Below are 18,098 nucleotides of genomic sequence, written 5' to 3'. Positions count from 1 at the left end.
CGTCAGTGGAAGTTGAAAACATTTATGGAATCTGATGGTGGAACACTGCCGCTTTCTCGCGGTCAGTTGGATATCTGGCTTTCCCAGGAAAGTGGTCTTGCCGGCACCGAGTGGCAACTCGGCCTTTTGGGGCGAATTGACGGCGCGGTGCAGCGCGGTCTCCTCGAGCAGGCGATCCGGCAGGCCCTCCAAGAGGCGGAACCGGCCAGGGCCGCGTTCGTCGAGGTCGACGGCCAGGTCGTCCAGAGAGCGGTTGACTACTCCGACCTGGAGTTGGTGTTCCATGACGTCAGGGACTCCGCCGATCCCGTACGGAAAGCCCGGGAGATGGCGTCGGCGATTCAGCACACGCCCCTGCCGCTGACCGGTCAGCTCGTGAAGTTCGCCCTCTTCCGGACGCAGCAGGACCAGTACTTCCTGTTCGGGCTGGGACATCACATATCTGTCGACGGCTTGGGTATGGCACTGGTCAGCCGACGGATTGCCACGATCTACACGGCGCTGGTCTCGGGAGAGCCGGTGCCGCCGGCATACTTCGGCACACTGCAGGATCTGGTCGACTGTGAGGCGGAATACCAAGCATCCCAGAGCTTTCAGGATGATTTGGCCTACTGGCGGGACAATCTTCCATCTGAGGGCGGTGTCGACCAGGGACTGCCGTCGGTGGGGAACGGGCGGGACGCGTACGCGCCCTCGGCCTCGGTCGAAGTCGACCGGGTCGCCGTGGGGCACATAAAAGAACTGTCCAAGAGGCTGCGGGTCCGTCGATACTCCGTGACCACCGCGGCGTGCGCACTTCTGGTGCGGGCGTGGACCGCGAACGCCTCAGAGGTGGCGCTCGACTTCCCGGTCAGCAGACGCGTGACGCCGGAGTCGAAGACCCTGCCGGCCATGCTTGCCGGGGTGGTGCCGTTGGTGCTGAAGGCGCCGCCGGACTGGACGCTTGGCGAATTCTGCCAGCACGTCGATTCGCGAATCCGAGAACTGCTGCAGCATCAGCGGTTTCCCGTGCACACCCTCAACGGCGGGTCCCGGCAGGCGTCGAACCGCGTGGCGGTCAACTTCATCCCGTCCCGACTCACCCTGGACCTTGCCGGTGCCCCCGTCACGGTGTCGTACACCAACCACGGCCCGATGGGGCACTTCGGCTTGTTCTTCATCGGGGCGAGTGACCAACTCTTCTTGAGCACGGCCGGCACCGGGCGCCCGTTCGCGGACTTCGAGGTCTCCGATCTGGCCGACCGCATTCAACGAGTTCTGGTGGAGATGGCCGCCGACCCGGAGCGGCCGCTGTCTTCACTGGATCTGCTGGCCGGGCAGGAACGTGCCGAGCTGGCCGAGATCGGCAACCAGGCCGTGCTCAGCCGGCCCAAGGCCGAGCCGGTCTCGATACCCGACTTGTTCGCCGAACAGGTGGCCGCCGCACCGGATGCCGCCGCACTGACCTTCGAAGGGCGCACGCTGACCTACCGCGAGCTCGACGAGGCGGCGAATCGGTTGGCGCACCTGCTGGCAGCGCAGGGAGTCCGCCCGGGTGAGCGGGTCGCCCTGTACTCGAACCGTTCGGCCCGGGCCGTCGTCGCAATGCTGGCGATACTCAAAGCCGGTGCGGCGTATGTGCCGATCGACCCGGCCGTGCCCGCTTCGCGGATGGAGTTCATCCTGTCCGACGCGGCACCGATAGCCACCGTCACGACCGCGAAACTACGGTCACAGCTCGGCGGCTACCGCGGCATCGTGATCGACATCGACGATCCGGCGATCGAGGCGGAGCCCGGCACCCCCGTGCCGGCGCCTGCCCCTGGCGACATCGCATACGTGATCTACACGTCGGGAACCACCGGCACGCCCAAGGGCGTAGCGGTCACCCACCACAATCTGACCCAGCTGATGATCTCGCTGGACGCCAGCCTGCCGCGGCGAGCAGTGTGGCCGCTGTGCCACTCGCTGGGCTTCGACGCCTCGGTGTGGGAGGTCGGGCATGCCCTGTTACGGGGCGGCCGTTTGGTGGTGGTGCCCGAATCGGTGGCCGGTTCTCCTGAAGACTTCCATCGGCTGTTGGTGGCGGAGGGAGTCAGCGTCTTCACCCAGACCCCGTCCGCCGTGGCGATGTTGCCCCCACAGGGCCTGGAATCCGCGGTGCTGGTGGTGGCCGGCGAGGCGTGCCCAACCGAGTTGGTGGATCGCTGGGCGACAGCCGGTCGGGTGATGTTCGATGCCTACGGCCCGACCGAGACCACGATCTGTGCGGCCATGAGCGCACCGCTGCAGGCCGGAGTGGCCGAGACCGTCGTTCCCATCGGCTCACCCGTCCCCAGCGCGGCACTGTTCGTACTGGACACCTGGATGCAGCCGGTACCGACCGGCGTGGTCGGCGAACTGTACGTCGCCGGCGACGGTGTGGCATGCGGATACCTCGGCAGGCCGGACCTGACGGCCTCGAGGTTCGTGGCGTGCCCGTTCGGCGGTGTGTCAGGGCTGCGGATGTACCGCACCGGCGACCTGGTGCGGTGGGGCGAGGACGGCCAGCTGCAGTATCTGGGCCGTGCGGATGAGCAGGTCAAGATCCGCGGGTACCGCATCGAACTCGGTGAGGTGCGATCCGCTCTGGCTCGGGTGAACGGGGTGGAACACGCCGCGGTGATCGCCCGAGAGGACCGCGTCGGCGACAAACGACTCGTCGGGTATGTCACCGGAAGCGTCGACCCCGTGGAAGCCCGGGCCCAACTGGCGGACCAACTTCCGCCCTATATGGTGCCCGCCGCCGTGGTGGTGCTGGCCAAGATGCCGTTGACGGCCAACAACAAACTCGACACCCGCGCGTTGCCCGCGCCCGAATACCAAAGCGGGAATACCGAATACCGGGCTCCCGGCAATGCGGTCGAGGAGATCTTGGCCGGCATCTATGCCGAGGTCCTCGGCCTGGAACGGGTCGGCGTGGACGATTCGTTCTTCGACCTGGGTGGGGACAGCATCCTGTCGATGCAGGTGGTGGCGCGGGCCCGGGCCGCGGGAGTGTGGTGCCGCCCGCGTGACATCTTCGTCGAGCAGACCGTTGCCCGGCTCGGCGGCGTGGCCAAGCTCGCCGGAGGCGAGGCCGTCATCGACGAGGGCATCGGTGCGGTGGACCCGACACCGATCATGCAGTGGCTTCAGGACGTGCCCGGGCGCATCGACCAGTTCAACCAGACCTTGGTGATCCAGGCCCCGGCCGGGGTGACCCAGCCCGATGCCGAGATCGTCCTGCAGGCACTGCTGGACCGGCACGCCGTGTTACGGCTGCGGGCCGAGGCCACCGACGCCACGGGCAGAACCGGAACCGACGGCGGTGACTGGTCGCTGACCGTTCCGGACAAGGGAACTGTCAGCGTCCGCGACTGCCTGACCGCGGTCACACAGCTGTCGGACGAAGCGGTGCGGGTCGCGCGGTCGCAGCTCAACCCCGCCGACGGGGCGATGGTGCGTGCCTTGTGGGCGCAGGACACCAATCAACTGGCCCTGATCATCCACCATTTGGCGATCGACGGTGTTTCCTGGCGAATCCTGTTGGAAGACTTGAACATCGCCTGGGCGCAGCACAACAATGGGCAGTCGGTGGCATTGCCGACCGGCGGCACGTCGTTGGCCCGCTGGTCCGAGTTGCTGGCCGAACGCGCGCGGGATACCGACGTCGTCCGGCACGCCGACACCTGGCGGTCGGTCGCATCCACCCCGGCCGCGTTGCCACCCGTACAGCCGGAGTTGGACACCTACGCCAGCGCCGGGCGGCTGACGGTGTCCCTGGATGAAGCGACCACCCGGATGCTGTTGGGAGAGGTCCCTGCCGCGTTCCGCGCAGGGGTGCAGGACATTCTGTTGATCGCTTTCGGTCTGGCCTGGGCGGAGTTCTCAGGTGCCGGGGCCGGCACTGTGCCGATCGGCATCGATGTCGAAGGTCACGGGCGCGCCGAAGATCTGGCGCCCAATGTCGATCTGTCGCGCACCGTGGGCTGGTTCACGGCCAAGTACCCCGTGGCGCTGACTGTGGGCCGGGTGTCCTGGGCCCACGTGACCGCCGGTGCCGCGGCTCTCGGACCGGTGATCAAGACCGCGAAGGAACAGTTGCGGGCCCTGCCCGACGGCTTGACCTACGGGCTCTTGCGTTACCTCAATCCGGATGTGGACCTGGGTGGATCCGACCCGACCGTTGGATTCAACTACCTCGGCCGGCTGGGCGCGGGCGGGGCGGACCTGTCCGAGGACCTGTGGCGGATCAGCCAGGACAACCTGTCGATGACGGAGGTGGCTTCGGCGGTTCCGATGGCGCTGGCCCACAGCGTGGAACTCAACGCCGGCACGCTGGACGGCGCGACAGGCCCACAGCTGCAGGCCAATTGGATGTGGGCGCCTTCGGTGCTGAGCCGTGAACAGGTTGACCGGCTCAGCCGGCTCTGGTTCGAGGCCCTGTCCGGCATCTGCGCCCACGTGGGGTCCGGCGGCGGCGGGCTCACCCCGTCGGATGTTGCCCCGCTGCAGCTGACCCAGGGACAGGTCGACGAGCTGACCGAGCAGTACCGGATCGCCGATGTCCTTCCGCTGACCCCGCTGCAGAAGGGGCTGCTCTTCCAGTCCAGCGTCTCCGACGATGCCGGGACCGTCGGGGACGACGTCTACGCGGTGCAACTGGCGGTGACCGTCACCGGTGAGCTCGACCCGCAACGGTTACGCCGAGCGGTGGGTGCGGTCATCGCGCGCCATCCCAACCTGGCAGCGCGGTTCCACGACCAGTTCGGCGAGCCGGTACAGGTGCTGGAGGCGGACCCGGTCACCGCGTGGCAGTACGCCGAGTTGGCCGATACCGCAGGCGATGTCGACGATCGGATTGAGCAGTTGTGCGCCGCCGAACGCCGCGCCGTCTGCGATCTGGCCGGGCAGCCGACCTTCCGGGCCGCGCTGATCCGCACCGGCGACGAGCAGCACAAGCTGGTCCTCACCATTCACCACATCGTGATCGACGGCTGGTCACTGCCGATCCTCCTGCAGGAGATCTTCGCCGGTTACTTCGGGCACCGGCTATCCCCGCCCGCCTCGTACCGCAACTTCGTCAGCTGGCTGGCGAGTCAGGATCACTTTGCGGCAAAGATCGTGTGGCGTGATGTCCTGGCCGGGTTCGAGACTCCCACCCTGGTCGGGCCCCCCACACCGGTAGGACCCCGGGGCACCGAGTCCTACCGCCTGCCGGCCGAGATCACCAGGGCGCTCACCGAACTGGCCCGGTCACAGCACACCACGGTGAACACCGTGCTGCAGGCGGCCTGGGCGCAGGTGCTCATGGCGCTGACCGGCCAGCGCGACGTGGTCTTCGGGACCGCGGTGTCGGGACGGCCGGTCGATCTGCCGGGCGCCGATTCGATGGTCGGGCTGCTGATCAACACGGTGCCGGTCCGGGCCGGCGTCAACGCGGCCAGCACGGTGGCCGATCTGCTGGATCAGCTGCAGCGGGTGCACAACGACACCGTCGAGCATGAGCACCTGTCGCTGGCGGAGATCCATCGAGCGGCGGGGCACGACCGGCTGTTCGACACGCTCTTCGTCTACGAGAACTACCCGATCGACACCGAGGCGCTATTGGGCGCTCAGGAGTTGGGCATCACCGACTTCACCAGCCGCGAGTACAACCACTATCCGCTGTCGGTGGTGGCGATGCCCGGGGCGGAGCTGGGATTGCGGATCGAGTTCGACAGTGGCGTGTTCGGCACGGCCGATGTTGTGGCCCTGGCGAATCGGATGCGGCATGTGCTGCACGCCATGGTCGCCGACCCAGCTCGCACGCTGGCTTCGATCGATCTGCTCGACGCCGACGAACACGGCCGACTGGACAACTGGGGCAACCGCGCAGTCCTGGCTCGGCCGGCGACCGAGCCGATGTCGATTCCGCAGCTGTTCGCCGGGCAGGTGGCCTGTGACCCGGCTGCGGTGGCGCTGACCTGCGATGGCCGGTCGATGACCTATGGCGAGCTCGACGATTTGTCAAATCGATTGGCGCAGTTGCTGTCCAGTCGTGGCGCCCGACCTGGTAGCCGGGTGGCGATGTTGCTGCCCCGCAATGCCGAGGCTGTCGCCGCGATCCTGGCTGTGGTGAAGACCGGGGCGGCCTATGTTCCGATCGACCCCTCGCATCCCGATGCCCGTATCGAGTTCGTGCTCGCCGACGCGGGTCCGGTCGTCGCGATCACCACAGCGGAGCTGCGCCACCGGCTGGAGCCATCCGGTGTGTCCGTGCTCGAGATCGGCAGCCACGGCTCTCAGCACGGTGCCGAACTGCCTGCGACATCTGCTGATCCACCGCTCGCGGTGGTGCCCGACGACATCGCCTACATCATCTACACATCTGGAACCACCGGCGCGCCGAAGGGAGTGGCGGTCACGCACCGCAACGTCACCAGACTGCTCGAGGCCCTCGGCGCCGAACTGTCGGTGGGCCGGGTCTGGAGCCAGTGCCATTCGCTGGCGTTCGACTATTCGGTCTGGGAGATCTGGGGCCCGCTGCTGTCCGGCGGACGGCTGCTGGTCGTGCCCGATTCGGTGGTCCGCTCGCCCGAAGACCTCCATGCGCTACTGGTCAGCGAGAAGGTCAACGTCCTGAGCCAAACTCCGTCGGCGTTCTACGCCTTGCAGACCGCCGATGCGCTGGCGCCCGAACTGGGGCGTGAACTTGAGTTGCAGACCGTGGTGTTCGGTGGTGAAGCACTGGAGCCGCAACGTCTTTCGGTCTGGCTGCGAAGTCACCCCGGGCTGCCCCGGATGATCAACATGTACGGCATCACCGAGACCACGGTCCACGCCTCATACCGTGAGATCGGCCGCGCCGACGTCGAGGGCAACTCCAGCCCGATCGGCGTGCCGCTGGAGCACCTGGCCTTCTTCGTGCTCGACCAGTGGATGCGGCAGGTCCCGGTGGGCGTGGTCGGCGAGTTGTACGTGGCCGGTGCCGGTCTCGCCGCGGGCTACGTGGGCCGTCCGGATCTGTCGTCGACGCGATTCGTGGCGTGCCCGTTCGGAGCCCCCGGACAACGGATGTACCGCACCGGTGACCTGGTGCGCTGGGGCGCGGACGGGCAGTTGCGCTACGAGGGCCGCGCCGACAAGCAGGTGAAGATCCGCGGGTACCGCATCGAGCTCGGTGAGGTCCAGGCCGCTCTGGCCGGCGTGGACGGGGTGCAGCACGCGGCGGTGATCGCCCGGGAGGACCGCCCCGGCGACAAGCGTCTGGTCGGCTACGTGACCGGATCGGCCGACCCGGCAACAGCCCGAGCTCTGCTGGCCGAACGTCTTCCGGCGTACATGGTTCCGACCGCGGTGGTGGCATTGGACGCACTGCCGCTCACGGTGAACGGCAAGCTCGACACCCGGGCGCTGCCTGCGCCGGAGTACCGGGATGCCGATCGGTACCGGGCACCGCACGACGCCGTCGAGCAGATTCTGGCCGGCATCTACGCCCAGGTGCTGGGTGTCGAACGGGTGGGCGTGGACGATTCGTTCTTCGACCTCGGCGGGGACAGCATCTCATCGATGCAGGTGGTGGCCCGGGCCCGGGCCGCGGGTCTGGTCTGCCGACCGCGTGACGTTCTGGTCGAACAGACGGTGGCCCGGCTGGCCCAGGTGGTGACATCCGCAGACGGCCAGGCCGTGGTGGTCGACGAGGGGGTCGGCCCGGTGGTGGCTACCCCGATCATGCGGTGGCTGCACGAAATCGACGGTCCGGTAGACGAGTTCAACCAGACCGTGGTGCTGCAGGCGCCCGATGGTGTCACCGAGGACGACGTGGTGATGGTGCTGGAGGCTCTGCTGGACCGGCACGCCATGCTGCGCCTGCGGGTGGAGACGGCGGCGGACGGCGCGTGGTCGCTCACCGTGCCCGAACCGGGCGCGGTGAATTCCGGCTCCTGTGTGCATATCGTCGACGAATTGTCCGACGAGGCGCTGCGCTCTGCGCGGTCACGATTGAACCCCTCGGCCGGGGCGATGCTGACGGCACTGTGGGTGCCAGGTACCGCAACCCTCGCGTTGATGATTCATCACCTCGCCGTCGATGCGGTGTCCTGGCGAATCCTGCTGGAAGACTTGAACATCGCCTGGGCTCAGCATCGTAGCGGCCAACCGGTGGATCTGCCCGTCCCGGGCACGTCCTTCGCCCGCTGGTCGTCGGTGCTGAACGAACACGCCCACAGCCCGGAAGTGGTCGAGCTGGCGTCGGCCTGGCAACGGGTGGCCGCGACCCCGGCCGCGTTGCCCGCGGTGCAACCGGCGGTGGACACCTATGCCGCCGCCGGGCAACTGTCGGTGGAGCTGGATGCCGACACCACCGGCCAGCTGCTCGGTGCGGTCCCGGCCGCATTCCACGCCGGTGTGCAGGACATCCTGCTGATCGCCTTCGGGCTGGCGGCGGCGGAATTCCTGGGCGCCGGTGCTCAATCGATCGGCATCGATGTCGAGGGTCACGGCCGAGACGAGGACCTGGCCGATGGCGTCGACCTCTCCCGCACGGTGGGCTGGTTCACCAGCAAGTATCCGGTGGCGTTGGGTCTGGACGAATTGTCCTGGGAACAGGTGACTTCGGGTGAGGACGTGCTGGGTGCGGTCATCAAGGCCGCGAAAGAACAGTTGCGTGCCCTGCCCGACGGCCTGACCTACGGGCTGCTGCGCTACCTGAATCCCGATGTGGAGCTGGACGGTCCGGATCCGGCGTTCGGCTTCAACTACCTCGGTCGGCTCGGGGCGGGCGCCGGTGAACTGTCCGACGAGCTGTGGCGGATCGATCAGCAAGCGGTGTCGATCACCGCGTCGGCCACGGCGGTGGACACCCCGCTGGGACATACCCTGGAGCTCAACGCCGGCACGCTGGACGCCGGCGCCGATGGCGGTCCCCGGCTGCATGCGACGTGGACGTGGGCTTCGTCCGCGCTGGACCACGAGCAGGTCGAAACGTTGAGCCGGCTGTGGTTCGAGGCGCTGGCCGGCATCTGCGTTCATGTCCGGAACGGCGGCGGTGGGCTGACTCCGTCGGACATCGCCCCGGCACGTCTGACCCAGCCTCAGATCGATGAGCTGCAAGGCGAATCCGCGATCGCCGACGTGTTGCCGCTGACCCCGTTGCAGCAGGGCCTGCTGTTCCACACCGAAGAGGGGCAGGGCGGCGACGATCTGTACGCGGTGCAGCTGGACATCACCGTGGCCGGTCCGCTGGATCAGGACCGCCTTCGTGCCGCTGTGCAGGGCGTGATCACCAGGCGCCCCAACGTGGTCGCGCGCTTCTACGAGGACTTCGGCGTACCGGTACAAATCCTCCCGGCAGATCCGGTGCTCGCCTGGCAGTACCTGGATCTCAGCGACACCCCAGAACAGGTCGTCGAACAGCGGATTCAGCAGTTCTGCGCCGACGAGCGCGCCGCCGTCGCGGGGTTGGGCGATCAGCCGCCGTTCCGGGCCGCCGTGCTCCGGACCGGGGACGACCAGCACCGGTTCGTACTCACCAACCACCACATCGTGCTGGACGGCTGGTCGAAGCCGATCCTGTTACGGGAGATCTTCGCCGGTTATCTCGGCGGCCGGCTACCGGCTCCCGTTCCCTACCGGCGATTCGTCACCTGGTTGGCCGAGCAGGACACCAGCGCCGCACAGACGGTGTGGGGCAAGGTTTTCGACGGGTTTGACAATCCCGCACTGGTCAGCACCCCGGGGCGGGTGGCCCTCGGCCGACGCGGTGTCGAATCCTTCCAGCTGTCGGCCGAGACCACACAGGCCATCGGCGAGCTGGCGCGTACCTGCCACACGACGGTCAGCACGGTGCTGCAGGCCGCCTGGGCGCAGCTGCTGACGTGGCTGACCGGCCAGTACGACGTCGCATTCGGCACCGCGGTGTCCGGCCGGCCGGCAGATCTGGCAGGCGCCGAGTCGATGGTCGGGCTGCTGATCAACACGGTGCCGGTACGCGCGAGGATCACCCCGGAGACCACTGTCGCCAGCCTGCTCGAAGAGCTGCAGGGCGGGTACAACGACACCTTGGATCATCAGCACTTGGCGCTGAGCGAGATTCATCGCGTCGCCGGTCACGACCAGTTGTTCGACACGATGTTCGTCTACGAGAACTACCCGATCGACACCGCCGCGCTGTCCGGAGTCGGTGACCTGACGATCACTGGTTTCACCAATCGCGAGTACAACCACTACCCGCTTTCGGTGCAGGCGGTTCCAGGCCATGAACTGGGCTTTCGCGTCGAATTCGATTCTGACGCCTTCGATTCGGTGCGCATTGGGAAATTGGTCGCGCGATTCAGGCGGGTACTCGATGCCTGGACCGCAGACACGAGGGAGCAGTGATGAGCAACGGTTCCAGCCGGACGCTGTTGTCGTTCGACCTTCTCGACGACAGTGAGCACAGCCGCCTCGACGACTGGGGCAACCGGTCGGCATTGACCCGCCGGTCTTCCGACGCGGTCACCGTACCCGTCCTGTTCGCCGCTCAGGTGGCCCGCAGCCCGGAGTCCGTGGCGCTGGTCAGCGGTGACCGATCGTGGAGTTATCGCGAGCTCGATGAGAAGTCGAATCGGCTGGCGAACCTGCTGGCCGATCACGGGGTCGGGCCGGGTGAAACCGTTGCACTGCTGATCTCCCGTTCCGCTGAGGCGATCGTGTCGATCCTGGCCGTGCTCAAGACCGGAGCCGCCTACCTGCCGATCGACCCCGCACATCCCGATGACCGGATCGGCTTCATGCTCGCCGATGCGACACCCGGCATCGCCGTCAGCACCGCGGAACTGCGTACCCGGCTGGACGGCGGCGAGGTACCGGTGGTCGACGTCGACGATCCCGCTGTCGATCGTCAGCCGTGCACCGCGCTGGCGGGCCCGGAACCGGATGACCTGGCCTACATGACCTACACGTCGGGCACCACCGGTGTGCCGAAAGCGGTAGCGGTGACTCACCGCAACGTGACTCAGTTGGTGGAGCGCCTGCATGCGGATCTGCCTTCGGAGCCGGGACAGGCGTGGTCGCAATGGCATTCGCTGGTGTTCGACGTCTCGGTGTGGGAGATCTGGGGTGCCCTGCTGCATGGCGGACGATTGGTGATCGTCCCGGAGGCCGCCGCGAGCTCGCCGGATGATCTGCAGAATCTGGTGCTCGCCGAAAAGGTGAGCGTGCTGTGCCTGACGCCCTCGGCGGCGGGGATGCTGTCGCCGGAGCGGCTGGAATCGACCACCCTGGTGGTGGCGGGTGAAGCCTGCCCCGCCGAATTGGTGCAGAGGTGGGCGCCGGGCCGGGTCATGATCAACGCGTACGGGCCCACGGAGGCAACCGTTTACGCCGCGATGAGTGCGCCGTTGACGATGTCGGAAACGGCCGGTGCGGTGGTGCCCATCGGCTCCCCGGTCCCGGGTGCGGCGTTGTTCGTGCTCGACAAGTGGCTCCGGCCGGCGCCGGAAGGCGTGGTCGGTGAGCTGTACGTGGCGGGTGCCGGGGTGGCAGTTGGATACGCGCGTCGGGCCGGGCTCACCGCTTCGCGTTTCGTCGCCTGCCCGTTCGGCGGCGTCGAGGCTCCCGGAAGCGTCATGTACCGAACAGGCGATCTGGTCAAGTGGGGCGATGACGGGCAGCTGCAATACCTGGGCCGTGCCGACGAGCAGGTCAAGATCCGCGGCTACCGCATAGAACTGGGAGAGGTGCAGGCCGCACTTGCCGGTCTCGATGGGGTGACCCAGGCCGTGGTGATTGCCCGCGAGGACCGCCCCGGCGACAAGCGGCTTGTCGGTTACATCACCGGAACGGCCGACCCGGCCCAGATGCGTGCGGCGCTGGCCAAGCGGCTGCCGGCTTACATGGTGCCCGCCGCGGTGGTGGTGGTCGACGCCTTCCCTCTGACGGTGAACGGCAAGCTCGACAAGCGCGCGCTACCGGCGCCCGAATATCGCACTGCCGGAGCCGGATACCGCGCACCGAGCAACCCGGTCGAGGAGATCCTCGCCGACATCTATGCCCAGGTGCTGGGCCTGGACCAGGTCGGAGTCGATGACTCATTTCTGGACCTGGGTGGTGACAGCATCCTCTCGATGCAGGTGGTGGCCAGGGCCAGGGCGGCGGGCGTGCGGTGCCGGCCGCGCGACATCTTCGTCGAGCAGACCGTGGCCGGGGTCGCCGAGGTCTCGGTCTTCGCCGATCCGGAGCATGCGGTCGTCGACGAGGGCATCGGTCCGGTGTCGGCCACACCGATCATGCGTTGGCTGCGCGACGTGCAGGGCCCCGTCGATCAGTTCAACCAGACAGTCGTGCTGCAGGCACCCGATGGGGTGACCGAGGACGATGTGGTGGTCATGGTGCAGGAGCTGCTCGATCGACATGCCACCCTGCGAATGCTCGCCGAAACCGATGCCGACGGCGAATGGGCGCTGAGCGTGCCCGACAAGGGCGCGGTCGACGCGCGCGACCGGGTCTCCATTGTCGCGGAGTTGTCCGACGACGCGCTGATCATGGCGTTGACGCAGCTGGACCCGGCCGGCGGGTCGGTCCTGCGAGCCCTGTGGGTGCCCGCCACCAGCCAGCTCGTGCTGATGATCCACCATCTGGCTGTCGACGGGGTGTCCTGGCGAATCCTGTTGGAAGACCTGAATATCGCCTGGGCGCAGCACCACAGCGGGCAGGCGGTGCGGCTGCCGCACGGCGGGACGTCGTTTGCCCGTTGGTCGCATTTGCTGGCCGAGCATGCCGGCGACGCCAAGATTGTCGGGCATGCCGACCAGTGGCGCAGAGTGCTCGAGGTACCCGCTCCTCTGCCGCCGGTGCGGCCAGACGTGGACACCTACGCCAACGCCGGCCAGCTGTCGGTCGAGCTGGATGTCGAGACCACCCGCCAGCTGCTCGGACCGGTCCCTGCGGCATTTCACGCCGGGGTGCAGGACATTCTGCTGATCGCATTCGGCCTGGCATGGGCCGAATACCTCGGCACCGGCAGCCTGCCGATCACTTTCGACGTGGAGGGTCACGGTCGCAGCGAGGACATCGGGGGAGAGCGTCAGGACTCCGACGTCGATCTCTCGCGCACGGTGGGCTGGTTCACCACCAAGTATCCGGTCGCGTTGGCAACGCCGGAACTGCGCTGGGATCAGGTGATTTCGGGTGACGTCGAGCTGGGATCGGTCATCAAGGAGGCCAAGGAACAACTGCGCGCCCTACCCGACGACCTGACCTACGGCATGCTCCGCTACCTCAACCCCGATGTGGAACTGGACGGATCGGACCCGACGATCGGGTTCAACTATCTGGGCCGTCTCGCCGTTGGGATGGCCGACCTCGGCGAGGACCTGTGGCGCATCGACCAGGACGCATTGTCGACCACCGGTGTGGTGTCAGAGGTACCCATGCCGTTGATGCACACCGTGGAACTCAATGCCGGCACCACGGATACCGATGCCGGCCCGAGCCTGCAGGCCGCGTGGACATGGGCGCCCTCGGTCGTCAGCCGGGATCAGGTGGACCGGCTCAGCCGGTTGTGGTTCGAAGCGTTGCGGGGCATCTGCGCCCACGTACATTCCGGTGGCGGCGGGTTGACCCCATCGGATGTCCTTCCGGCGCAACTCACCCAGAGCCAGATCGATGAGCTGGCACAGGAATACACCGTCGCCGATGTGCTGCCGCTGACTCCGGTGCAACAGGGGTTGCTGTTCCATTCCACGTTCGCGCGTGGCCGCGGCGCCCACGACGACGTGTATGCGGTTCAGCTCGACATCACCATCACCGGGATCGTCGACCAGCACCGGCTAAGGGATGCGCTGCACACCGTGGTCGCCCGGCATCCGAATCTGGCGGCGCGATTCTGCGGGCAGTTCGGTGAGCCCGTGCAGGTCATCCCAGCCGACCCCGTCATGGCGTGGCGGTACCTGGATCTTCGCGGGGATGACCTGACATCCGACGAGGAGGTCCGTGCGCTCTGCGACGCCGAGCGGGCCGCGGTCTGCGACCTCTCCGAGCGGCCGACATTCCGGGCCGCGCTCATCCGCACCGCCGGGAACGAGCACCGTTTCGTCCTGACGTTCCACCACATCGTGATCGACGGCTGGTCGCTGCCGATCCTGTTGAAGGAGGTCTTCGCCAGCTACTTCGGGCAGCGGCTCCCCGCGGCGGCGTCCTACCGCAACTACGTCAGTTGGCTGGCCGGCCAGGATCGTGACGCCTCAAGAGAAGCCTGGCGAAACTTGTTGGACGGCTTCGAGACTCCCACCCTGGTCGCGCCTCCGGCCGAGCCGGGCCCCAGAGGCATCGAGACCTATCGGGTGTCAGCCGAGACGACCGCGGCGCTCGGTGAGCTCGCACGTTCGCAGCGAACCACGGTGGCGACCGTGCTGCAGGCCGCCTGGGCGCAACTGCTGATCTGGCTCACCGGTCAGCACGACATCGCCTTCGGTACCGCGGTTTCGGGCCGGCCCACGGATCTGGCCGGTGCGGATTCCATGGTGGGCCTGCTGATCAACACCGTCCCCGTGCGGGCCCGCACCACCGCGGCCACCACGGTGGCCGAGCTGCTGGACCAGCTGCAACGCGCCCACAACGACACCCTCGAGCACGAACACCTGGCGCTCACCGAGATTCACCACCTCGCCGGTCACGAGCGACTGTTCGACACCCTGTTCCTGTACGAGAGCTACCCGATCGACACCACTGCGTTCATGGGTGTGCAGGAGTTGGCCGTCACCGAGTTCAACAACCGCGAGTACAACCACTACCCGCTTTCGATGATGGCCTTGCCTGGGCACGAACTGGGTCTGCGCCTCGAATTCGACAGCGACGTGTTCGATGCCGGTCAGATCGAAGCGCTGGTCGAGCGGTTCCAGCGCCTGCTGGTGGACATGGTCGCCGACCCGGCTCGCCGGCTCTCGGCGATGGACGTACTCGAGAGCGCCGAGCACGACCGGCTGGACACGTGGAGCAACCGCGAGATCCTGGCCCGACCGGTGAGCGCACCGATCTCGATCCCGGAGATGTTCAGCCGGCAGGTGGAACGTGATCCTGGTGCGCCGGCCCTGACTTTCGAGGATCGCTCGCTGACCTATGACGAGCTCGACGAGGATGCCCGCAGGTTGGCAAACCTGTTGGCGCTCATGGGTGCCGGTCCGGGCGAAACCGTGGCGCTGCTGGCGCCGCGGTCCGACCTCGCGATCGTGGCCATCCTGGCAGTGCTCAAGACCGGGGCGGCCTACCTGCCGATCGACCCGGCGGTGCCGGCCACCCGACTGGAGTTCATGCTGGCCGACGCCGCACCGATCATCGCGATCACGACGGGCGAGCTGCGATCGCGGCTGGATGGGGCCGACGTACAGATTGTCGAGGTCGACGATCCCGCCGTGGAATCCGCGGGCCTGATCTACCCCACAACCAACCTGCTGCCGCCATCTGCAGATGACACGGCCTACCTGATCTACACGTCGGGAACCACCGGCACGCCCAAGGGGGTGGCCATCTCGCACGGCAATGTGACCCAGGTGCTGGAGCATCTGCATCCGCATCTGCCCGCGGGATCGGGACAGGTTTGGTCGCAATGGCATTCACTGGTCTTCGACGTCTCGGTGTGGGAGATCTGGGGCGCATTGCTTCACGGGGCCAGGCTGGTGATCGTGCCGGAGTCGGTGGCCGGCTCACCGAATGATCTGCACGATCTGCTGGTCGCCGAAAGGGTCAGCGTGCTTTACCAGACACCGTCCGCTGTCGGGATGCTGTCGCCGGAGGGGCTGGAGAACACCGCTCTGGTGGTGGCCGGAGAAGCGTGCCCCAGCGACGTGGTGGATCGCTGGGCCCCGGGCCGGGTGATGATCAACGCGTACGGACCGACAGAGGCCACGATCTACGGCGCGATGAGCGCACCCCTGATCGCGGGTACTGCCGGTGGTGCCGTCCCGATCGGGTCACCCGTTCCCTCAGGCGCCACTTTCGTCCTGGATGAGTGGTTGCGTCCGGTCTCTGCCGGTGTGGTCGGCGAGCTCTACCTCGCCGGCCGCGGCGTCGGCGTCGGGTATCTCAACCGGTCCGGGTTGACCGCATCACGTTTCGTCGCCTGCCCGTTCGGCGGCGCCGACGCACCCGGACAGGTCATGTACCGAACCGGCGATCTGGTCAAGTGGGGTGAAGACGGACAGCTGCAATACCTGGGCCGTGCCGACGAGCAGGTCAAGATCCGTGGCTACCGCATCGAACTCGGCGAGATCCAAGCCGCCCTCGCCGAGCTTGACGGAGTGACTCAGGCCGCGGTCGTCGCGCGCGAGGACCGCCCCGGCGACAAGCGTCTGGTCGGCTACATCACCGGCAACGCCGATCCGACCCAGTTGCGCAAGGAACTCGGCGAACGACTGCCCGTCTACATGGTGCCGACGGCGATCGTTGTGCTGGAGGCACTGCCGCTGACCGTCAACGGCAAGCTTGATCGCCGTGCCCTGCCCGCGCCCGAGTACCGAGACGCCGCCCGTTACCGCGCCCCGGCCACCCCGGCCGAACAGACACTCGCCGGTATCTACGCCAAGGTGCTCGGCCTGGACCGGGTCGGTATCGACGATTCGTTCTTCGACCTCGGTGGCGATTCGATCTCCGCGATGCGGGTGATCGCCGCGGTCAACACCGCATTCGACGCCCAGCTCGCGGTGCGCACGCTGTTCGAGAAACCGTCGGTGGCTGCATTGGGCCTCCAGTTGACCACCGAGGCCGGATCCGATGCGGTGGCCACCCCCACCGGAGTCAGCTTCGCGTCGGTGCACGGCACCGTGGTCAATGAGGTCTACGCCCGTGACCTGACCCTGGACAAGTTCATCGACGCGGCCACCTTGAGGACGGCGCGGGCCCTGCCGCGACCGAACGGGCAGGTGCAGACCGTTCTGCTCACCGGTGCCACCGGATTTCTCGGACGCTATCTGCTGCTGGACTGGCTCAAGCGACTGCGCCGGGTCGACGACACCGTGATCTGCCTGGTACGAGCCGACTCCGACGAAGAGGCACGCCGGCGTCTGGAAGCCACCTTCGACACCGACCCGGTCCTGCGCAGGCACTTCCAGGAGCTCGCCGCCGAACGCCTCGAGGTCATCGCCGGAGACAAGGGCGAACCGAACCTGGGACTGGACGACCAGCGCTGGCGGCACCTGGCCGAGCGCGTCGACCTGATCGTCGACTCCGCTGCCTTCGTCAACAGCGTGCTGCCCTATCGAGAACTGTTCGGGCCCAACGTTGTCGGTACGGCCGAGTTGATCCGCTTCGCGCTGACCACCAAGCTCAAGCCCTACAACTTCGTCTCGACCTCCGATGTGGGTCGCCAGATCGAGCCGTCGAAGTTCACCGAAGACGCTGACATTCGGTTCAGCAGCCCGATCCGAACCCTCGACGCCGGGTATGCAAACGGCTACGGCAACAGCAAGTGGGCCGGCGAGGTCCTGCTGCGTGAGGCGCATGGTCTCTGCCACCTGCCGATCGCGGTGTTCCGCTCCGGCATGATCATGACCGACCCGACTTATGCGGGACAGTTGAACCTCACCGACACGGTGAGCCGAATGGTGCTGAGCATCGTGGCCACCGGTGTTGCGCCCGAATCGTTCTACCGGCTCGGAGACGACGGCCAACGGCAACGCGCGCATTTCGACGGCCTGCCCGTGGATTTCGTCGCGGAAGCGATCACCACGTTGGGCTGGGAGGTGGCCCGTGCGGCAGCCGGCTTCGAGACCTATCACGTGATGAATCCGCATGACGACGGTATCGGGATCGACACGTACGTCGACTGGCTGATCGAGGCCGGCTACCCGATCGAACGTGTCGCCGATTTCGGAGAGTGGTTGCAGCGGTTCGAATCCGGCATGAGGGGATTGCCGGATCGGCAGCGGCAGAACTCGGTTCTGCAGATGCTGACCTTGCTTCAACAGCAAGGCGGCGTCCTCCGTGCCCCTGAGCCGACGTTGGGCTCCTATGCGCCGGCCGACCGGTTCCATGCGGCGGTCCGGCGATCGAAAGTCGGTGCAGCAAATGATATTCCGCGCGTGACACCGGAGGTCATCGTGAAGTATGTGACAGATCTGCAGCTGCTCGGGATGCTCTAGGTA

The 18,098-nt window shown here is 67.1% G+C and carries 2 protein-coding genes; both read left to right on the top strand.

Annotated elements, in window-relative coordinates; all coding sequences use genetic code 11:
* Window positions 1-24 precede the first annotated feature (24 nt).
* Window positions 25-10,359: an amino acid adenylation domain-containing protein gene (locus ACNQVK_RS34690; protein ID WP_418033367.1), complete on the top strand. Its 10,335-nt coding sequence runs from the start codon at window positions 25-27 to the stop codon at window positions 10,357-10,359.
* Window positions 10,359-18,095 (top strand): amino acid adenylation domain-containing protein, encoded by a 7,737-nt coding sequence (locus tag ACNQVK_RS34685; protein ID WP_418033365.1) that lies wholly within the window; start codon window positions 10,359-10,361, stop codon window positions 18,093-18,095. The genes ACNQVK_RS34690 and ACNQVK_RS34685 overlap by 1 nt, the downstream gene beginning before the upstream one ends.
* Window positions 18,096-18,098 lie beyond the last annotated feature (3 nt).

The sequence above is a fragment of the Mycobacterium sp. 134 genome (genome assembly GCF_048282715.1).
Taxonomy (GTDB): Bacteria; Actinomycetota; Actinomycetes; order Mycobacteriales; family Mycobacteriaceae; genus Mycobacterium; species Mycobacterium septicum.
This window is presented reverse-complemented; position numbering and strand designations above follow the sequence as displayed.

Coding starts and splice junctions, on each gene's coding strand:
- ACNQVK_RS34690 (WP_418033367.1), top strand. CDS start 25: ATGGAATCTGATGGTGGAACACTGCCGCTTTCTCGCGGTCAGTTGGAT.
- ACNQVK_RS34685 (WP_418033365.1), top strand. CDS start 10,359: ATGAGCAACGGTTCCAGCCGGACGCTGTTGTCGTTCGACCTTCTCGAC.